This is a genomic window from Iodobacter sp. (assembly GCF_025352645.1).
In the GTDB taxonomy this organism is placed as follows: Bacteria; Pseudomonadota; Gammaproteobacteria; order Burkholderiales; family Chitinibacteraceae; genus Iodobacter.
In genome coordinates this window covers 1-21,327 of sequence record NZ_JANXSO010000067.1, presented here as the reverse complement: position 1 = coordinate 21,327, position 21,327 = coordinate 1, and the positions used below count along the sequence as shown (strand labels likewise).

The 21,327-nt window shown below is 47.3% G+C and carries 20 protein-coding genes; all 20 read right to left on the bottom strand.

Features of this window, described 5'->3' with window-relative positions; all coding sequences use genetic code 11:
- Positions 1-286: 286 nt before the first annotated feature.
- Entirely contained in the window at positions 287-1,915 is a 1,629-nt protein-coding gene (locus Q0R17_RS08075) for a glycosyltransferase family 39 protein (RefSeq protein WP_293933801.1), read from the bottom strand.
- A gap of 117 nt (positions 1,916-2,032) precedes the next feature.
- On the bottom strand, positions 2,033-2,290 hold the full coding sequence (locus Q0R17_RS08070) for a type B 50S ribosomal protein L31 (protein WP_130107238.1): 258 nt from the start codon (positions 2,288-2,290) through the stop codon (positions 2,033-2,035).
- 100 nt (positions 2,291-2,390) lie between these two features.
- Positions 2,391-3,647: a transcription termination factor Rho gene (gene rho, locus Q0R17_RS08065; RefSeq protein ID WP_293933798.1), complete on the bottom strand. Its 1,257-nt coding sequence runs from the start codon at positions 3,645-3,647 to the stop codon at positions 2,391-2,393.
- Between the two features lie 121 nt (positions 3,648-3,768).
- Complete coding sequence (gene trxA, locus Q0R17_RS08060) at positions 3,769-4,095, bottom strand: thioredoxin TrxA (RefSeq protein WP_293933796.1); 327 nt, start codon at positions 4,093-4,095, stop codon at positions 3,769-3,771.
- A 124-nt stretch (positions 4,096-4,219) separates the two neighbouring features.
- Entirely contained in the window at positions 4,220-5,572 is a 1,353-nt protein-coding gene (gene radA, locus Q0R17_RS08055) for a DNA repair protein RadA (protein ID WP_293933794.1), read from the bottom strand.
- A 98-nt stretch (positions 5,573-5,670) separates the two neighbouring features.
- A complete protein-coding gene (gene flgL, locus Q0R17_RS08050) occupies positions 5,671-7,131 on the bottom strand; it encodes a flagellar hook-associated protein FlgL (protein ID WP_293933791.1) in 1,461 nt (486 codons plus the stop codon).
- A gap of 46 nt (positions 7,132-7,177) precedes the next feature.
- On the bottom strand, positions 7,178-9,439 hold the full coding sequence (gene flgK, locus Q0R17_RS08045) for a flagellar hook-associated protein FlgK (protein ID WP_293933789.1): 2,262 nt from the start codon (positions 9,437-9,439) through the stop codon (positions 7,178-7,180).
- Between the two features lie 85 nt (positions 9,440-9,524).
- The gene (flgJ, locus tag Q0R17_RS08040; protein ID WP_293933786.1) at positions 9,525-10,379 is read right to left on the bottom strand and encodes a flagellar assembly peptidoglycan hydrolase FlgJ; all 855 of its coding nucleotides are present in this window, start codon (positions 10,377-10,379) and stop codon (positions 9,525-9,527) included.
- Positions 10,380-10,512: 133 nt separating this feature from the next.
- Complete coding sequence (locus Q0R17_RS08035) at positions 10,513-11,604, bottom strand: flagellar basal body P-ring protein FlgI (protein WP_293933784.1); 1,092 nt, start codon at positions 11,602-11,604, stop codon at positions 10,513-10,515.
- A 13-nt stretch (positions 11,605-11,617) separates the two neighbouring features.
- Entirely contained in the window at positions 11,618-12,301 is a 684-nt protein-coding gene (locus tag Q0R17_RS08030; protein WP_293933782.1) for a flagellar basal body L-ring protein FlgH, read from the bottom strand.
- Positions 12,302-12,314: 13 nt separating this feature from the next.
- Complete coding sequence (flgG, locus tag Q0R17_RS08025; RefSeq protein WP_293933779.1) at positions 12,315-13,100, bottom strand: flagellar basal-body rod protein FlgG; 786 nt, start codon at positions 13,098-13,100, stop codon at positions 12,315-12,317.
- Positions 13,101-13,516: 416 nt separating this feature from the next.
- Positions 13,517-14,257, bottom strand: a complete 741-nt coding sequence (flgF, locus tag Q0R17_RS08020) for a flagellar basal-body rod protein FlgF (protein ID WP_293933776.1) — start codon at positions 14,255-14,257, stop codon at positions 13,517-13,519.
- 72 nt (positions 14,258-14,329) lie between these two features.
- The gene (gene flgE / locus Q0R17_RS08015; protein WP_293933774.1) at positions 14,330-15,631 is read right to left on the bottom strand and encodes a flagellar hook protein FlgE; all 1,302 of its coding nucleotides are present in this window, start codon (positions 15,629-15,631) and stop codon (positions 14,330-14,332) included.
- A 40-nt stretch (positions 15,632-15,671) separates the two neighbouring features.
- On the bottom strand, positions 15,672-16,346 hold the full coding sequence (locus Q0R17_RS08010) for a flagellar hook assembly protein FlgD (RefSeq protein WP_293933772.1): 675 nt from the start codon (positions 16,344-16,346) through the stop codon (positions 15,672-15,674).
- 11 nt (positions 16,347-16,357) lie between these two features.
- The gene (flgC, locus tag Q0R17_RS08005) at positions 16,358-16,768 is read right to left on the bottom strand and encodes a flagellar basal body rod protein FlgC (RefSeq protein WP_293933770.1); all 411 of its coding nucleotides are present in this window, start codon (positions 16,766-16,768) and stop codon (positions 16,358-16,360) included.
- 12 nt (positions 16,769-16,780) lie between these two features.
- Entirely contained in the window at positions 16,781-17,185 is a 405-nt protein-coding gene (gene flgB / locus Q0R17_RS08000; RefSeq protein WP_293933768.1) for a flagellar basal body rod protein FlgB, read from the bottom strand.
- A 371-nt stretch (positions 17,186-17,556) separates the two neighbouring features.
- Complete coding sequence (locus Q0R17_RS07995; RefSeq protein ID WP_293933766.1) at positions 17,557-19,611, bottom strand: DUF2235 domain-containing protein; 2,055 nt, start codon at positions 19,609-19,611, stop codon at positions 17,557-17,559.
- 8 nt (positions 19,612-19,619) lie between these two features.
- A complete protein-coding gene (locus tag Q0R17_RS07990; RefSeq protein WP_293933764.1) occupies positions 19,620-20,150 on the bottom strand; it encodes a DUF3304 domain-containing protein in 531 nt (176 codons plus the stop codon).
- 131 nt (positions 20,151-20,281) lie between these two features.
- Complete coding sequence (locus Q0R17_RS07985) at positions 20,282-20,806, bottom strand: DUF3304 domain-containing protein (RefSeq protein ID WP_293933762.1); 525 nt, start codon at positions 20,804-20,806, stop codon at positions 20,282-20,284.
- 131 nt (positions 20,807-20,937) lie between these two features.
- Positions 20,938-21,327: DUF3304 domain-containing protein (locus Q0R17_RS07980; RefSeq protein ID WP_293933759.1), on the bottom strand; the 390-nt coding region annotated here is incomplete at its 5' end.

The window sequence follows — 21,327 nt, the reverse complement described above, 5'->3', positions numbered from 1 at the left end:
GAACTCAGGCAAAGACAAGCCTTTTTGCATCTGGATGCCATTGATGGGCATGATCCACCTCCGCAAAGAAGAACGTTCGTTCACTTTACGCCGCGCGAATGGCTAAATCAAGGGCTCCTGAGCAAGAGACATAATCAGGTTTTTTTATGTGCGCCGTAAGGTTATAGAAGATACAGCGGCTCATGCAGCTAAAAAAACGGCTAACTTAAATATAAAATAAAATCATCCAGCGATGATGCAGTAGATGTAAAAAAGGATCGTTTACATTTAAGTAAACGATCCTTTTTTACAGCGGAACCTCGATCAGGGCGAAGGACTCTTTTTGCTCACCTGCACGATTGCCACGCCATAACACCGTACTACCCAAGGGCTCTCCACCCACACTCATCCGTAAACGGCAAGCTTCGGCCCTGCTCCCCTGCCTTAGGGTAATACCTGCAAAATACTCAAAAGAAGCCAGTGGTGCCGATGAAATATGACGCCCATCAATGCAGGAGGTTTGCCCTTGCATGGCATCTCGTAATGAATAAGATACAGCGCGATAGCTTTTTGATGCATCTAGCCATGGTTGCCAGAGGCTAATTAACACTCCCCAAATCAAGGTCACACCACAAGCCCAATTGGTTACTGCCAAACGTCCTGGCGGACGTTTACGAGCAATGACAAGACCCCATATTCCTGTTAAGCAAAGCGCAAACACAATTCCTAGCCAGCTCCACTGTGCTTGATAAGCGGGGCTCGCCTCCCGCAGCGTTCTAGCCATGCCGGTTGGCACTCCCGTATGCACGGCAAGCCATCCTAGCCACAACAGCCCAGTAAAGAGGCCAAAAGTCATCAAACCAAACCAGTTAAGCGCTTGAGCTGCGCCACGGCGCAAATCATCCACCCCACTCGCGGCCAAAATAGAGAGGGGCAATAACACAATCAAGGCATGTGATTCACGTGCGTCCCCCGCCATCACAAACCAAAGCACATGCATAAGCAGCAAAACACTTGGCAACAACATCTTAGGCTGGCTTAGCTGATGACGATTTGCCCATAGCCCCCACATCGCCAAGGGTAATGCTGGCCATGCAAACCACAGTGCAATAGAAAAGAAAAAACCAAAAGCATGAAATGCTTTGAAATTAGTCAAACCACCAAACGGCCCCAAAGCATATTGGCCTAGCCACAAATCAAATACAGGCCGTGCATGCTGATAAAGATCAATCGGCCAAATTGCACTCAGAGGCACAGCAATCACTAAAGCGCACAACAAACTCACCGCATAGGACGTGCTGCGCCAAGGTTTAAATAAAAATAAAACCAAAGCAGAACTGAATGCCAATATAAATTCGGCCCAATTCCCCCCAAGCAATAATAGCAACCATGCTAGTCCTAAGATAAACCCAGCCCTAAGCGGCTGACGCAATGCATAGGCAAGACCATAGGCATGCCAAGAAAACCCTGCTAACACCAAAACCTGAGGGGAAAGATGATGCCCCCAAATAATCAAACCAATACAACCAATCATGGTAATCACAGCAACTCGGCCATAGCGGCGGCCATAAAGCTCCCGCCCTACCAAACCTAGCCCCCACAATGCGAGTGCCATCCAAATACCCGTCGTTAACCGAGCTGCATCGTGCACGGCCATCCCTAGGTTTTGTAAAGGCCAAGCAAACAAGGCGGCGGTCCAATAATACAAAGGAGCGCTTTCTAAATAAGGCTGTCCTGCAAATTGTGGAATAGACCAGTAAGTGCCATGCATAAACTGCTGAATCACTGCAGCAGTTTCAACTTCATCAGGTTTCCAAGGATCATGGCCAATCAAACCTGGCACAAGCCAAACCAAACAAAGAAGTAGCAATAGCCAAGGCTTTTCTGCCCCAACAGGCAGGGGCTCCCGATCTGCAGGAGGAATATAAGTCAGCATGGTGTTTACCCAGAGCCCACGATAGTCCGGTTGTTTTGGCCGGATTTTTGAAAACTATTTTTTAAATGCAAAAAAGGCAGCGCGTGGCTGCCTTTTTCAGATACTGCGCAGGAACAATTATTCCTTGCTGCCGTACATGCTGTATTTTTGACGGAACTTGTCGATGCGACCGGCAGTGTCCACAATCTTTTGCTTACCGGTGTAGAACGGGTGTGATTCTGAAGAGATATCCAACTTAACCAGCGGGTACTCTTTACCATCTGTCCAAACGATAGTTTGTTTAGCAGTCAGAGTAGAACGGCTGATAAATTTAAAATCAGCAGCTGTGTCGTGGAATACCACTTCTTTATATTCTGGGTGAATGCCGTCTTTCATTTTAACTTCCCTTGTTAGCGTGCTGGGGTTGTGCCAACACTAGCCATAAAAACGAGATGATCGCACAAAAGCGCAATTTGAACAAGCTGCGCTTTTGTAATTATCGACGCATCGAATCAAAGAAATCCATATTATTTTTGGTGCCTTTGATTTTATCTAACAAGAATTCCATCGCATCCAAATCATCCATTGGATAAAGTAATTTGCGCAGAACCCAAATTTTTTGCAATTGATCTTGCTGAATTAGCAATTCTTCGCGACGTGTACCGGAGCGATTAACATTGAGTGCTGGATAAGTGCGTTTTTCTGCCATACGACGATCAAGGTGGATTTCATTATTACCCGTACCCTTGAATTCTTCGTAAATCACATCATCCATACGGCTACCGGTATCGATCAGTGCCGTTGCAATAATGGTTAAGCTACCACCCTCTTCAATATTACGCGCGGCGCCAAAGAAGCGCTTAGGGCGCTGCAAGGCATTTGCATCCACACCCCCCGTTAGTACCTTGCCTGAAGCAGGCACAACGGTATTGTAGGCACGGGCTAAACGAGTAATCGAATCTAACAGAATCACCACGTCTTTTTTATGCTCAACGAGGCGCTTGGCTTTTTCGATCACCATTTCTGCCACTTGTACGTGGCGTGTTGCTGGCTCGTCAAAGGTCGAAGAAACCACTTCACCCTTCACGGAGCGCTGCATTTCGGTCACTTCTTCAGGGCGCTCGTCAATCAGCAAGACAATCAGCATTACTTCAGGGTGATTGGCACTGATAGCATGGGCGATGTGCTGCAACATCACGGTTTTACCGGTTTTTGGCGGCGCAACTAACAGTGCGCGCTGGCCTTTACCGATAGGTGCGATCAAATCAATGATGCGGCCGGTGATGTTTTCTTCGGCGCGAATATCACGCTCAAGATGCAAGCGCTTATTCGGGAATAACGGCGTTAAATTTTCGAATAAAATTTTATGCTTGGCATTTTCTGGCGACTCACCATTTACTTTATCGACTTTAACCAGAGCAAAATAGCGCTCGCCATCTTTAGGCGTTCGAATTTCGCCGTCAATCGTGTCACCAGTATGCAGATTAAAGCGACGAATTTGGCTAGGGCTAACGTAAATATCGTCAGGACCAGCTAAATACGAGGTATCGGGGCTTCGCAAAAACCCAAAACCATCAGGCAACACTTCTAGCGTTCCATCGCCATAAATGTTTTCGCCTTTCTTGGCTTTAGTTTTCAATATGGCAAAAACGAGATCTTGCTTACGCAGCCGGTTTGCACCGTCAATCTCGCAAGACGTAGCCATATCAACAAGTTCGGAAACGTGGAGGTGTTTTAAATCAGACAGGTGCATAGGAGGGCGCGCTTGAATAAATCGGGAAGGGAAAATTAGATAATAGACTGGACGGGCCGAAAAGAATATCCGGCTGGCCCAGTTGAATACATAGAAGCCTATACGGGTTTAACCAGTACTGTCAAATATTACTATCAAGAAATGCGGTTAATTGTGATTTTGACAACGCACCAACCTTAGTTGCCTTTACTTCACCGTTCACAAACAACATTAATGTAGGGATACCACGGATGCCGTACTTAGGTGGCGTAGCTTGGTTATCATCGATATTAAGCTTAGCAACTTTCAAACGACCTGCGTACTCAGCACCCACTTCTTCCAAAATAGGAGTAATCATTTTGCACGGACCGCACCACTCAGCCCAGTAATCAACCAAAACAGGGCCTTGTGCTTGTAAAACCTCAGCATCAAAAGTGGCATCTGTTACCTGTGCGATATGTTCACTCATATTAAATCTCCAGCATGGGGGTAATCGATTGGCTCAACGAATCCTAGACGAAGGATGAAGCAGCCAGCAATGTTTTATTGATGTGGGCGTACGCTTATTTTTCAAGCCCATTGTACTAGAAAACTTACATTGCCGCGCTAACGGCTTCATCCAAACGCTCAACCAGCGTTACTGTCATTCCTTCAATCGCTTGGCGCGGACGATTACCCTTAGGGATAATTGCATGGGTAAAGCCCAGCTTTGCCGCCTCACGCAGGCGCTCCTGCCCACGCTGCACTGGCCTCACTTCACCAGCCAGCCCCACCTCACCAAACACCACTAGCTTTTCTGGCAAGGGCCGGTTTTTGAGAGAGGACACAATCGCCAGTAAAACCGCCAAATCTGCCGCAGGCTCGGCGATCCGCACGCCGCCTACCGCGTTAATAAACACATCTTGATCAAATGCAGCAATCCCCGCATGGCGATGCAACACCGCCAGCAGCAAAGCCAAGCGGTTTTGCTCCACCCCTACAGCCAAGCGCTTGGGCTGAGGTGAATGTGCATCATCTACCAAGGCTTGAATCTCCACCAATAGCGGCCGCGTGCCCTCTTGCGTCACCAGTACGCAGCTACCTGGCACCGGCTCTTTGTGCTGGGATAAAAATAATGCCGAAGGATTTGAGACTTCACGCAAGCCTTTATCCGTCATGGCAAACACACCTAGTTCATTGACCGCTCCAAAGCGGTTTTTAATGGCGCGTATTAACCTAAAACTAGAATGCGTGTCGCCCTCAAAATACAATACGGCATCAACAATATGCTCAAGCACGCGCGGGCCAGCAATGGCGCCATCTTTGGTGACATGGCCAACCAAGAAAATAGTCGTGCCGGTGCGCTTGGCATACCGGGTGAGCTGGGCTGCACATTCTCTAACCTGCGCCACGCTACCTGGTGCGGAGGTTAAGGCCTCAGAATAAACGGTTTGGATCGAGTCAATCACCGCCACTTGGGGGCCAACTTTTTCCAAAGCCGCCAAGATTTTTTCTAAGCCGATTTCGGCATATAAAGCCACTTTACCAGCGGGCAAACCTAGGCGCTTGGCACGCAAAGCAATTTGCTGCGGCGATTCTTCGCCAGACACATACAAAACCGCTCTTGCCGCCGCCAACAGCGTCATCGCCTGCAGCAGTAGCGTTGATTTACCAATCCCTGGGTCCCCTCCAATCAGCACCACGCCACCTGGCACCAAACCACCACCGAGCACGCGGTCAAGCTCGGCCATGCCGGTAGGGATACGAGGGATTTCTGCCGCCTCTACATCGCTGAGTTGATGAATGGCTCCATCGGCCGCCAAAGATTGAAAACGCGTGCTCGGAGCAGCCTCTGCCACGCCTTCTTGCAGCGTATTCCACTCGCCACAACCTGGGCATTGCCCCTGCCACTTCGGCGACGCTGCACCGCAAAGCTGACAAATAAAAGTAGATCGAATTTTAGCCATAGGCCGAATAATACAGGAGTAAACCAAGGGCAGCTTGCCCACAAAAAAAGCGGCTAATAGCTGGCCGCATTTTTTGTTTATTAAGGTAAAAACAATTGCTAGTTAATGTACTGAAATAAGCTTAAACCTTGCACTTGAGAGAACGATTTGCGCGAAGCCTCAAGCAGGGTCTGGGTTAAAGAAAAATCACTCAGTGCGGTGGAATAATCCAAATCTTGTAATTGTGACAAGGTTTGCCCGTACTGCACTTTTAAATCGCCATTGGTATCTTGTACTGATTGCGTTTCCACCATTTTGGCCCCAAAGCTACCATTTGAGCTCAGCACATTGGTTAGCATATTGCTGGTATTTTGCAAGACAGCATTCAGTTGATTATGAAAGTTAGCCATCCCTGTTGGGCTAGTCTGATAGTTATTCAGAGCATCAGAAAAAACCTTCATGGTTTGGAAAATATCGCCATTATTACGGCTTGGATCAACATTAAATGAATCTAAAACGCCACTAGCAACAATCCCTGTAGGAGTGGCGCTCGCACCTAAGGGGCCAATCACCGTACTTGGCTGCCCAGTTACATTCATTTTGATACCGTAATCCCAAGCGGCAACCGGCGGGATTCCAACCGGATCGGTGGCTAGGTTTTTAAACTGAATATCGCCACCTGGCACATAAGGACGCGGATAATTATTAAGCTGACCAAGAATCGCAGGCCTTACACCGGCAGTGTAATCATACCCATCCACTAATGATTTATTGAAGTTAGTGTTTGCAGTCACGCCATCGGCAAGCAGGGGCTGATTATCAATCAGATCATAAGAAATCACCGGCTTACCTGGGTTTGCCGGATCATTCACCGATTGAAACTCAAGCTTAAATTTCTGTGAATGAGCTGGGTTATTCCATTTGGTTACATCCACCACTTCGCCAGGGCTGATGATGCCGCTGCCACTATTACCGGGTGCCACACTATTTGCAGAGTTAACAAAACTGCCATTACCGGTGCGGCCCGCTTGAAAAATCTGATAACCCGATTCAGAAACGGGGATCTGCCTAGAACCAGAGATTTGCATCTGCCGCTGCCCATCATCCCCAGCGTAAGTCACATTACCAAATGAAGTTTCACTAAAAGGTTGAGTTGAGCCTTTGAAGCCAGAAAACAAATAAGAGCCAACACCGTCGGTTGCATTGGCAAGGCTCATCATTTCCTTGTATTGGCCTTGCAGCTGAGCATCAAGGAGCTTTTTTTCTGCAACGGTTTGCGAAGGATTACCAGCGCTCACCGCCAAGGAATAAATATCGTGTAGCAACTCAGTGACTTGATGCAAAGTTGATTCAGAAAGGCGCATTGCCGAATCCGCCGTTTGGCTATTCACGGCATACTGCTTATTTAGCTCTTGTGCTTGAGTGACATCTAATATTTTTGCCGATGAAATAGGATCATCAGCAGGCGTCAGCACGCGACGGCCCGTCGACAATTGATTTTGCAATTTCGCTTGCACGCTAGAATGGCGCTGCAATTCTGCAGCACCTTGCTTATAAATGGTCGTGGTGGCGATACGCATGCTATTTATTCCTTATAAATACTGAGCAATAGGATTGAAACACCTATTAGCCACCAATTCGCACAATGGCATCAAATGCTTGTTGTGCAATTTGAATTACTTTACTGGAGGCTTGATAAGCCTGCTGATAGCGCAATAAATTAGCGGCTTCTTCATCCAAATTCACAGCAGAAACAGAATCACGCGAAATCTCGGCTTGTTTACGCACCTCAATTTGTGCGGTCGACATAATAGCCACTTCATTGGTTTTTGCCCCAATCACCGCAACCATCTGCCCATAAGCCTCTTGATAATTAGCCTTACCGCCGTCAATTATTTTACGCGACTGTAATTCGCCCAGTTTCAAGGCATTGCGGCCATCGGCATCTAGCGAGGTACCAGGATCAATGGAAAACTTATCCCCTTGTGCTGGCTGCCCATCAATTTTTACATTCCAGCCATTAAAGGAAATCAACTGGCCTGCTACATAACCAATCGGCGCAGATGTTGTTGCGCCATCGGTTAAGGTATAGGTAGTAGGCGAGGCAAAAGTGATCGTAACCGGATTTTTAAGCGCAGGGTTAACCGCCGATTGTGTGGTGATGGTGGACGCCGCATCCACCGATACTTGGCTAATTTTGCCGGTACCCGTATTAGTACGTTGTGTATTTGAAATAATGGGCACACCTGCGGCAATCACCCGTGGATCTGTTGGCTTAATGCTTAAACTACGGCTAAAACCCGCGTAGGGTTGCACGGTAAACCGATCACCTGCCGTTGGCGTTCCTTGCGAAAAACTTAAACGCAAACCGTCTACAACAATAGAATTAGCATTATTGGCAAATTGCCCGCCCACTCCACCAGTAATTTGGGTGCGCTGGCCATCCGATTGCCGCGTCACTTGGTAATCAGTGCCATCGTAAAATACTTCATAATCACTGGCCTGAATTTTACTCACGTCTTCAATATAGCCTCCCAACACAGGGGCTACAGCAGGCGGAATAGCAGCGGTGTTATTGCGATTAGACAGCACATTACCAATAACAGGCGGCATACTGACCCCTACTTTTTCACCCGCTGCCATCGTGCCTGCAACCACATTCCAAGTTAAACCCAAGACGGTAGGCCCCGTCCCCATAGAGGCTGCACTCACCGACTGCGACACATTGTCCGATAAACGAGTAATCACATACTCATTGCCAGCACTTGCAGGGTCGTATTTCAAAGAGTAATCACTGGCTACACTCTTCACCCCTGCTGGCAAACTTACAGTGGCAAATGTAGAGCTCACATTGGCAGCTGGAGGGGCAACCACGGTATGCACTAAAGACACATTCCCCTGCGGGTAATCAAAAAAATTCGTCCCCATATTGCCGTACAAATCTTGCCCTTGACGCATCTGGGCATTAAACGTCTGTCCTAGCACCACAGCCATGCGCTCAATTGAGTTTTGTGCTGAATCTAATACTTTGCTCCGATACTCAAGCAAGCCACCCAATTGGCCGCCTGTAAGCATGGTTTCAGGAATTTCTGCATCAATGGCTCCCTGGGTGTACACAATAGAAAGCCGTTGTGGATCACTAATAGAAGGCTTTGCAGCAATGGCATAGGCCGTGCCACCTACCACCAGATTTTGACCATTGCCAATAAACACATTAATAGAGCCATCGCTTTGTTTAATAGAGGTGGCCTTTACCAGGGTATTTAAATCCAACACCATTTGATCACGCTGATCCAGCAAATCATTTGGCAATTGCCCACCACTGCTCGAAACGGCAATTTGGCCGTTAATTTGGGCAATTTGTTTAGACAAGGCGGTGACATGATCAGCAGCGCTGACTAAATTGCCATTTACGCCTGCACGCATTTCAGAAAGCCGCTGATCAAACACTTGGAAACGGTTTACCAAGCCCTGCGCATTGCTCATTAAAGATTGACGAGCGGGCAAAGACGCTGGATTGGTGGCCATCCCTTGGACGGCGCTAAAAAATGATTGCAAAACCGGTGACACGCCCGCAGCAGGATCGGCCACCAAGTTATCAACCTGCTTAATTTCAGCAAGATAAGTACCGTAGTAGCTGTCTTGAGAGGTAGCGGTTTGAACTTGCTTAGTTAAAAATTCATCATAAGAGCGCTGCACGGTATCCACACGTACGCCAAGCCCAGTAAAACCATTACCGGTATATTGAGGGTAAGGGGCACTTTGCTTCACGTTTTGGCGGGAATAGCCAAGCGTATTAGCATTGGCAATATTATGCCCAGTCGTACTCAAGCCTAAACTTGCTGCGTTTAGGCCACTTAGGCCGATACCAAAAACACTGGCTCCCATGATGCAACTCCTTTGCTACTATTTATCGGCACAAACGGCCCATACTTGAAGGCGGAATAAAAAGCCTATCTGCCACTCTTTAAAATCAGGCTAATTGACGTCGTAATTGCTCAGCAACTTGCGCTAATTTATTTGCATACTGCGGGTCTGTAGCGTAGCCACCGGTTTGCAAAGCCTTTGCAAAGCCCTGCGCATTACTTCCTTGGCCCATAGCCTCGGTGTAGCGGCGCTTGATTAAGCTAGCGTAATCATTAAAGCTTTCTGCATACGAGTCATACACTCTAAAGCTCTCTACCCGCTTTTGAGCCCGCCCACCAATAAACTCGGTAGTGGTGATATCTGTGGTTTTGCCTTGCCAATCTTTAGTCGCTTTAATGCCAAATAGATTATGACTATCCGCACCCGCCGCATCCCGAATCGGCTTTTTACCCCAGCCTGACTCTAAGGCAGCGTGTGCCACTAAAACATGGGCAGATACGCCTAAAGCCGCGGCGGCTGCGCTGGCATTACCCACCTGCTTTGCTACAAACGAATCACCCGATACGGCATCTTTTGCCGAAGCCTCGGCCGCTTTTGCCGCGGGTAAATCATTGTGCAAAGTACGTGATGGCTTTTGGTAGAGCGAAGGATCACGCTGCAATTCTATTTGCCGCACAATAGATTCAGCAAAGCCCACACCACCGTGCTTAGACCACATTTGCGAGAGCTGCTGATCGTGCATGCCACGAAACATATCCGCCGTGCCTGATTCCATCTCATCGTACTTAGGCGTGGCTTCACGCATTGATTTGAGCATTTGATTGGTCAACAAAGCCTCAAATTCACGCGCAACCTCTAAAGCCGCTTTGCTCGGATCTTTGCGAGCCAACTGACGTAAGCTATCCACACCACGCACATCAATGGCAAGATCATTACTAGAAGGAGTGGCTAAGGAGATCATACTGACCAACGCTTAAATAAGAGATTAAGCAAATATGAAGCAATAAGCGTGCCTATGAGGAATCGAGAATAAGGAGTCGTTTCTTAAGGTGGGTTAGCCGGCATTTTGGCGTAAGCCACCGTGTACAAAAAACTCAAATCACTTCCAACTCCGCCTTCAAACTACCTGCAGCCTTCATGGCTTGCAAAATAGCCAATAAATCCTGCGGCGTTGCGCCTACAGCATTTAAAGCGCGCACCACGTCTCGCAGCGTGCTGGACTTAGGTAAACGCACAATGGGGCCTTTATCCGCTTTAATTTGGATATCGGCATTTTGCACTTTGGTGGTTTTACCCCCAGAGAGTGGATCAGGCTGGGAAACGGCATTATCTGCCGTAATGGTCACGGTTAAATTGCCGTGTGCAATAGCGCAGCTATCTAGCTTCACCGCCTGATTCATCACAATCGAGCCGGTACGCGCATTGATAATCACCTTAGGACTGGATTCAGCAGGAGTGACATCAATGTTTTCTAAGCGGGATAAAAAAGCCACACGCAAATTATTATCTTGCGGCGCGCGCACTTGGATTACTCGGCCATCCAAAGCCACTGCCGTACCTGAGAATTGGGAATTCACGGCATTCACCACGCGATTAGCAGTGGTGAAATCAGTGGTTAGCAATTCCAGCTGCACAAACTCACCATTGCCTAATAAAGTAGCCACGGCTTTTTCTACCGTTGCACCAGCGGGAATACGCCCTGTAGCCAGTTGATTAACCTGCGTGCTTGATCCACCCGCCGACGCGCCTGCCCCAGCCACAATAATATTGCCCTGTGCCATCGCATAAATCTGCCCATCCGCCCCCTTAAGTGGAGCCATCAGTAATGTGCCACCACGAATAGACTTTGCATTACCAATCGAAGCAATCGTTACATCCAGCGGCTGCCCAGGCCGAGCAAAAGGCGGCAAGGTTGCCGTCACGGTTACGGCGGCGACGTTTTTAAGCTGCATATTGCCGCCAACAGGCACTTGAATCCCCAGATTAGTCAGCATATTCACCACCGATTGCACGGTAAATGGCGTTTGCGTGGTTTGATCGCCGCTACCATCCAAACCTACCACCAAGCCATAGCCTACCAACTGGTTATTCCTTACCCCCGCAACCGACGCTAAGTCTTTTATTTTTTCAGCCTGCGCAGGCGCCAAAGCAAACAAAAAGCAGCAGATAAGGGCAAAACGGTACATATACACAACCTATTTAAAACGGCATTACATTTAAGAAAAATCGCTGTAGCCAGCCAATAGTATTGGCATCGGCCATTGAGCCAACACCCAGCTGCTCGATGCGCGCATCGGCCACTTTATTCGATGAAATCGTATTACCCGCTTTAATATCCAGCGGATTAATCACCCCAGTAAAACGCAGGGTATTAATTTGATTATTCACGGCAACTTGCTTTTCCCCACCCACAATCAGATTGCCATTGGCGAGTAAATCAATCACCGTCACGGCAATCGTGCCTTTAAAGGTATTGGTGCTGTTGGTCGCCCCCTTGCCTTCAAATTTATTTGTACCCGCCAACTTAACCGCAGCGGTGCCTTCGCGTGAGAAATATTGCTCGATATCCCACGGCAGCAGCGGAATATTACCCTTAGTACTGTAATCCAAGGATCCGGCTTTATTACTACTGCTATTGGAAGTATTAACCGCAGCGAGGTTTTCTTCGATGGTGATATTGAGCAGATCACCGATATTGCGCGCTACCCGCTCTTCAAATAATAAACGTGAGCTATTGGGCTGAAAGATAGAACCATTATTGATGCTGGCGACAACCGGCTGAGCCGGTCTGGCCGTGGTTGGCAAGGTCACCACCGAGGGAGGCGTAGTACATGCGGCAAGCAGTACGGCAATCATTGCCGCTGTGGCAAGGCGTAACTTCATTTAAATCCCCTCATTACAACTGAGTGAGCTTTTGCAGCATCTCATCCGAGGTTTTAATGGCCCGCGAATTAATTTCAAACGAGCGCTGCGCTTGAATCATATTGATCAGCTCTTCAGTTACATTCACATTCGATGTTTCTACATAGCCTTGGTTAAGCGCGCCCAAGCCATTTGTACCGGGCGTACCTACCGTTGGCGCACCAGAGGCCGTGGTTTCTAAGTAGAGATTTTCACCCACAGATTGCAAGCCTGGCGGATTAATAAAAGTAGCCAGCTGGATATTACCCAACTGCACAGGCGCTGCCGCATCATTATTTACAATGGCAGTCACCGTACCATCTTTAGCGATAGTGAGTTTTGTAGTGCCTTGCGGAACTTGCAAAGCAGGCTGCAAGGCATAACCACTGGCAGTGACCACGGCACCCTGGCTATCCACTTGAAAAGAGCCATCACGGGTATAAGCCGTGGTGCCATCAGGCATGGCTATTTGCAAAAAACCTTGGCCATTAATCGCCATATCCAGCGGGCCATCGGTAAGCTGCAAATTACCCTGCATATGGATACGGGCCGTGGCCACAGGCCGCACACCGGTACCAAGCTGCAAGCCGGTTGGTTGCTGGGTTTGCGCACTGGTTGATCCGCCTGGCTGGCGTAAATTTTGGTAAAGCAAGTCTTCAAACACCGCGCGTTCACGCTTAAAACCATTGGTGCTGACGTTGGCCAAGTTATGCGAGATGACATCCACATTCATCTGCATGGCATCCATGCCAGTCTTAGCAATCCACAGCGAGCGCATCATGATGCGTACTTCCTATTTTATTATCTAATGTTACACACATGGACGTTTAGTCCACGAAAAGCACTAAACACACGAAAAAACCAATAAATACCCACGACCTTAACTTAACCTGATTATGTCTCTTACTCAATTTCATTATAAATATCGTAGGGCGGGCGAAACCCGCGTATTGCTTCAGCATGGCTCGCGGGTTTCACCCGCCCTACACATTCAAAAACCAAGCCCAACACTCAAGAAACCCATCTGTACAGAGTCCATTGAGCAAGAGACATAATCAGGTAACTTAATCTACTTTCTTTTTTATTAGGCTAGTAAGTACTTAATTTTAAAGTTGGCATTTAAATGAAGCAATGAGTGATTACAACGCGCCATCTGTTCGTGTTTTTTGTGTATTTAGTGGATAAAGTTTTTAATAATCAACCATTTAATGAAAGCAACTGCGCGGCACTTCTGGCATTTTGATCGACGGTTTGCATCATTTTAATCTGTAAATCATATTGGCGCTGCGCACCGATCATATGCACCAACTGATCTACCGGATTCACATTACTCACTTCCAAGGATTCTGAAGCAAGTTTTACGCCAACATCTGCCTGAGCCACCTCGCCATTTCTTTGGCGAAACAGGCCATCACTGCCTTTTTCTAATTCGTTTTCTGGCGGATTAACTAATTTAAGTCGGCCAATTTCTACCGCCTGCGACGGATTATCAAAAGGCGAGCCATTAATCGTGCCGTCTTTAGCAATAGTAATTCGGGTATTTTCTGGAATAGATAACGGGCCATTTTCGCCCTGCACCACCAAGCCACTACGAGTTTTTAACAGGCCTGCGGCATCAATTTCAAAGCCACCGTTACGGGTATAGGCCTCACCCGTTGGGGTTTGCACCGCCAACCAACCCGCCCCATTCACCGCCACATCTAAAGAACGCCCAGTCTGCTGGATAATCCCCGGCGTAAAATCAGCCCCTGTACCCTGCTCCACCACATAAGCACGGCTGGGCGCACCCACACCACCAATCACGGGCACAGCGCGAAAAGCCGTTAGCTCCGCCCTAAACCCAGGCGTAGCCACATTAGCTAAATTATTGGCAACCGAGGCCTGGCGCAGCATGGTTTGCTTGGCCCCAGTCATCGCGATATACAGCATTCGATCCATTGTGTTTACTCGGGCATGGGCATAAAAACACGTGGGTAGAATGATTTTAAAAAATCATTTCTACCCTATCAATTAACGCAGATTCACAATCGTTTGCAAGATAGTATCTTGCGCTTTAATGGTTTGCGCATTGGCCTGATAGGTGCGTTGTGCTGTAATCAAATTAACCAGTTCAGCGGTTAGATCAACGTTAGCGTCTTCCACCGAGGCCGATTGCAAGGAGCCTAAATCGCTGGTGCCAGGATCGTTGGTTCTAGGCTGGCCCGATGCAAAGGTTTCCCCCCAGCGGTTGTCACCTAAGTTTTGCAGCCCTTGCGAATTAGCAAAGTTAGTCAGTGTGACTTGCCCAATGGCCCTGTTTTGCCCATTGGAATACTTACCTAGCATCACCCCTTCACGATCTACCGCAACCCCAGTTAACACGCCGTCAGGATAACCATCTTGCCTAATGGTATTCACCCCAAATGGGCTACCGTACTGAGTTGTACCTTCTAAACCAATATGAAAAGCCAAAGGCGAGGTTGCACCGGAAGCAAGCGTGGTACTAAAAGCCAGTGGCGTGGCATTGATCAATTTACCATTTGAATCAAAAGTAACATTTGGATAAGGATTTAAATTGAGCGGGTCATTATTAGGCAATGAAACCGGATCACTATCAAAACGCGTTCTGACTTCCCAAGTATTGGGTGCGGTTTTAGTAAAATACATGGTTAAGCTATGCGCAACACCTTGCGAATCATAAACTTGTGCTGAGGTTGAATTGGTAAAGGTTTTAATATCAGCAGGGTTCAGCGCCCCCACATAATTGGCAGCAAGAGGGTTGGTTCTGTCTTTAGGCAGCTGGCTAGCATCCAAATTCATCCCAAACTGTAGGCCTGCACTAATGCCGCCACCCGCAACTTCTGTCCAGCCGGTAGTTTTTGCGCCGATATTGCCCACAGACAATTGCAAAGGCGCAGGATTACCGCCCTTTTGCAAGGCATTGGCATTGATATCAAAAGGCCAGCCAGTGAGTTTCTGGCCAGTATTACCCACAATAAAACCATCTTTATTGACTTGAAATTGGCCATTTCGAGTATAGCTAACAGCATCGCCATCCATCATGCGGAAATAGCCGTTGCCCGTAATGGCAATATCCAACGGGTTATTGGTAGAGGTTATATTGCCCTGACCAAATTGCTGAGTCACCGCAACCGTGCGCCCCCCCATCCCAGAGATGGTCGATGAGCTAGCGAATGAATTGGCATACATATCTGCAAACTCTGAACGCGATTGCTTAAAACCGACCGTGCTAGAGTTGGCAATATTATTACCGATCGCGTCTAGGCTTTTTGACGACGCACTTAAACCACTCAAGCCCTGCTGGAAACCCATAACCGTACCCTCAAAAATTGTTTACTGCAGATGCCTTGAACTAGCGAATTTGCCTTACCGCACTAAAATCAACACTGCTTTGATCCGCCAACATCACTTTGACACCCGTCTTCGCCAACTCAACACTGCTGGCGGTTTGCCAAGTTAAAGTATTTAAAGCAATTTCCTTGCCATCTTGCACGCCACGCGCAGAAATTAAATAATCTCCCGCTGGGGCTTTTTCACCATTATTCATTTTGCCATCCCAAGCCACGGCCGCTGCGCCTGCGGGCTGTTGTGGCAAGGTGATGTTATCCACCACAAGGCCGTTCTTATCCATGATGGATACTTTAATATTGCTCACACCCGATGGCAGATCGACGCGTGTATCAACGGGCTTGGTGCCATCAAACTTCATTTTATTACCTACTGTTAGTACTTCCTTGCCAATTAAGGCGGCCGCTTGAAAGCTTTGTGCGGCAGAAAAGCTCGCCAGCATGGTTTGCATGGTGGTATTGAGCTTTTCAATCCCCGTTACGCTACTAATCTGTGCCATCTGGCTGGTGGTTGCCGCGTTATCCATTGGGTTCATTGGGTCTTGGCTTTGCAATTGCTTAACCAGCAGCTTAAGAAAGCGATCTTGCTGCTGATCGGCCGCAGAGGCCTTGCCTGCTCCTGCTTTTTGATTCAGCGCGGCATAATCTGTGCTTGAATTAACCGTTGTACGAGCAACCATGATGATTCTCCTTATTGGCCCAGCGCCAGCGTGCGCAGCAGCAGGGTTTTTGCAGTATTCATAACATCGGCATTGGTTTGATACGAACGTGAAGCTGAAATCATATTGGTCATTTCTTCCACCACATTCACATTAGGCATGGCCACATAGCCATTGGCATCAGCCAAGCTATTTTTGGGGTCATACACCAGTTTAGGCGGTGTTTGATCTTCGATCACACCAGCCACCTGCACCCCAACTGATTCCTTGCCACCGCCCGGCATTTGAGCAGATTGAAACACCACCTGCTTGGCGCGATAGGGCTGGCCATTGGAGCTGGTAATGGATTCTGCATTGGCTAAATTAGACGCCACAGCGTTTAAACGCGTGGTCTGTGCGTGCATGGCGGTTGAAGCAATATCAAACACTCTGAACATAGACATGATTTAGCTCTCTTATTGGCCCGTCAGCGCGGAGCGCAGACCTTCAATCTTTTTCTGCATAAAAGTAATCCCTGCCTGATAGCGGATGGCGTTATCGGTAAACGCTGCCATTTCGGCATTCATATCCACCGTATTGCCATCAATGCCAGATTGTCTTGGATTGCGGTAGAGCAAGGCCTTAGACAGGGGATCAATACTCTCTTTTGGCTGTAAATGACGCGAGTCTGTTGCGACTAAAGGCTTCACTGGATTTTTTTGCAGGGCGGCTTCAAACGATTTTTTAAAATCAAAATCGCGCGCCTTATACCCTGGCGTATCGTTATTGGCGATATTTGAAGCCAACACTTCTTGCCGCTGGCTGCGTAGTGACAACGCAGTTTCTTGCGGGCGGAAGTAATCGTCCAGACGACCTAACATAGCCAAACTCCAGTTTTAATCATCACAAGCCATAAGATACGCTGTTTACAAATAGAGATGAAGCAGGAAACGTGCCAAGCAAAAAGCCCGCATTTTGGCGGGCCTGGAGGGCTAATTATGCAGGGCTTCGGCAATTATTGCCGCCTAATCACACGATAAAAACCAGCAATCTAAAGTTTTTGTTGAATCATCACTAAAATGCCGCCGCTAACTCAGGCAAAACATCCTGCTTTTTTCAATTGTAAAGAGGGGCTTTGCTTTTATGTTTTCTAATTTATCTAAATTGCTACTATTAAAAACATTTGCAAAATAAAACAAAAGAACAACAATGCGCAGCAATAAGCGTATTCAGCATTAGCCCCCCATATCGCCTAAGGTGAAGAGCTTGAATTAAGGCCTGCATTATTAATAGGGCGCGCTCTTGTTCGGTCAGTAATAAAATCCGCGACGGGTTTGCTCGGTATTTTGCAATACTGCGCTTTATTGTGAACACCATCGGTAAAATAAATCGTCCGATAGCGTAAATAACTGCCCCCTGGCTCACGCTTTGCCAGCGCCGAATGCATAAACCAAGCCCGCGAATCATGAACATGGTTATCGTAAAGCGCCATCAGCTTTTCATCACCAATCACAGAGGAATAAAGCTCAGTACCTGCATGGCGCATGGTTACCCGCTCTTGGCCGCAATCTTCACTAAAAACACGAGGGAACATAAGAAAAACTGAGGCCATCATTCCTTCTAAATTACCCACTTTAAATGAAGCTCGATCAAAGTAATCATCAGCAAAATCATCCGCCCCATCCCTTAATTGCGTCTGATCCATTGTGGGTTCGTAGGTTTTACTTAAATTGGGTGTATAGCTTACTGGCGCGGCTTTTCCTTCCGGATCATTCAATTCCACAGGTTTACCTGACTGCGCATTTTTAGTGGCTTTGCTTTGTTTTTTCCAGGCCTCATTTTGTTTCTTACGTACCCATGCGGGTGAGTCTTCTGATTGCTTATAATAGGTGCAATCTGCCTGCCCTGGCCCAGAACCATTTGGGCCACCTGCATAGCGCTCAATCCGCCAGGCCGTTATTTGTGCAGACTGATACTCTAATATATCTGCCACGGTGCTTGCGGGTTTAGCTTGAGCAACCCACGCGTTGTAGCGCTGGATAAGCTCAGTCTGAACGTCGAACTCATCAATCGTTGCTTGATCCATTTTTCGCCAAGGCTCGTGCTGAAAAACATCAAGATCTGTACCTGCTACCTGCTTAAAATCAGCTAACTTACCTATATCCACACGCAATGGCGCTCCTGCCTTAAACGCCAGCGCATATAAATGATGCAACGGCATTTGCGATAGCAGCATCCCCTGCGATTTAGGCGCCTTGCCCTGATCCCCAGGCGGATAGCCCCCACCCACATCCGAATGCACGCCAGGATAGACCCACTCGCCCATCGTGCTTTGAGGGTATGAGCCATTTTTTAAGCGAATAGAATCCAAAGGAAAACACAGCCGCTGCTCATGCGCACTCACCAAATGCGCAGTCTGTTTTAAAAAACTTAAATCTGCAGCCAAGGCCAGCGTGCCATCGGCCCAGCCCATATGCCCTTCAGCACCGCCGGATATCCCTGCCACCCCCACCGAGGCCACGGTATCCATCAACCCTAAAAACTCCACACTGATGGGCAGCCCATAGAATAGCTTTCCACCGCCCTCCTCAGTACATAGCTCTTCTAAGCGGCCAACAAAAACACGGGCTTCTGCTGCGCCGCGTGAAAAGCCATAAACAAACAACTTAATCTTCTGAATCTCTGGCTTATAAGGCTGCTTGATTTTCTCCAGCAAGGGCTGCATGGCCTCGTTCATTACCTCCTGCCGGTCTTTCTTTAAGGCATTACTCACCACCTCTCTATCGTTTACGGTTTTGTAGCGGGTGTATTCCATTCGATCGACCAAGGCTTTTGCATCAGCATCTTCTAGTGAATCATCTTGCCCACTTAAAGCAAGCCGCACTGCATGCACCAGCCGTGTCAGCCCCCACAAAATCCGCTGATCTCCCCCCGCAGCAAAAGCCAGCCCGCCTTCACTAGGCTTCATTTCACCTATTTCTTTGAACTCTGTTCCAACACCATTGATGTAATAACTGTAATAGCCATTAGAACGTGCGGCCGGAGCCTGAATAGTGGCATGATACAGGCGAGCAATATTACTGGTATTACGCGGGTTGGCCGCGCTATCAGACACATTATGATTATTCGTGCCATCAAAAAACAGGCTGATATTTAAAACCTGCGCGCAGGGTGCGGGCTTTCCTTCGGCCCGCGCCAAAATACAAGACTCGCTCACTTCGGCTAATTGTTGCTTACGCTGAGGCATAACCTCACTACGTAAACTCGTAGGCAAATAACCAGCCTCTGGCCATTTAGGTGCAAGCATGGCCCCACTCATTCCTTACACTCCTTCTTAAACCCAAGTCGCTCTTGAACAGCTTGGTTGAATGGGCCAACAAGATTACCTAAAACTCGACCCCGCTCTTTTGAATCAATCACGACACGTACTTCGTCACAAGGTAGGAAAAACAAGGTTACGCCCGCACTTTTTTTATACTCGGGCACGGGAATCGTCACACTATGCTTGGTATAGTTATCCTTATGAACCTTATACCATTGACGCCACTCGTCAGTTCCAGACATCGGAGCGGGAACTTTTCCAGGATTAAAGTCAGGACTAGGATCTTTAACCCACTCAATAGTCGCCGTTGTACCCGGCACCCAATAGCGAGGGATTCGAGCACAGCAAATCTCACCTCCAGCGCCAGGTGCACTAGCACCGTTAAATGAAGCGCTTACAATTGTGGAGTATTCCTTATGTGTATCTACAACTGAAACAGGTGCTCCAACATACTCAATATCTGGTGTGCTACTGCAGGCACTAAGGCAAATAAGCAAACCCAATAAAGGGATTATTTTTAACATAACGTTCTCTTTTATTTAAAACAACAATATCGATTATTTATCTTATTGTATTTATATTTCAACACCGGCAATAAATCATCATTTATTGCTGAAGAATTTTGTACATTTTTTTAAAATATATATGATAAAAATCACTCCTTACACTCTTTTTTAAAGCCAAGCCGCTCTTGAATAGCTTGGTTATATGGGCCAACAAGATTACCAAACACCCGCCCCAACTCTTTAGAATCGATCACAACTCGCACTTCATCACACGGTAAAAAAATCAAATGTACGCCCGCACTATTTTTATACTCAGGCATGGGGATCGTCACACTGTGCTTGGTATAATTAGCCGCATGAATTTCATACCACTGCTTCCATTCTTTACTATCAGAAGATGGCATTGGAATCTGCCCAGGGTTATATTTTGGGCTAGGATCTTTAACCCACTCAATAGTCGCAGTAGTACCCGGCATCCAATGGCGAGGAATGCTAGTACAACAAACATTCCCCCGATCAGCCCCTGCACCATTAAAAGTAGCGCTTACAATCGTATAATAATTTTTATTCGTATCAATAATACGAACAGCTGTGCCAACATACTCAATATCTGGTGTGCTACTGCAGGCACTAAGGCAAATAAGCAAACCTAATAAAGGGATTATTTTCAACATAACGTTCTCTTTTATTTAAAACAACAATATCGATTATTTATCTGATTGTATTTACATTTCAACACCGGCAATAAATCATCATTTATTACTGAAGAATTTTGTACATTTTTTTAAAATATAGATGATAAAAATCACTCCTTACACTCCTTTTTAAAACCAAGCCGCTCTTGAACAGCTTGGTTATATGGGCCAACAAGATTACCAAACACCCGCCCCCTCTCCTCAGAGTCGATCACAACCCGAACCTCGTCACAAGGTAGAAAAATCAAATTAACACCCGCACTATCAATATACTTAGGCATTGGAATCGTCACACTGTGCTTGGTATAATTAGCCGCATGAATTTCATACCACTGCTTCCATTCTTTACTATCAGAAGATGGCATTGGAATCTGCCCTGGATTATATTTTGGGCTAGGATCTTTAACCCACTCAATAGTCGCAGTAGTACCCGGCATCCAATGGCGAGGAATGCTAGTACAACAAACATTCCCCCGATCAGCCCCTGCACCATTAAAAGT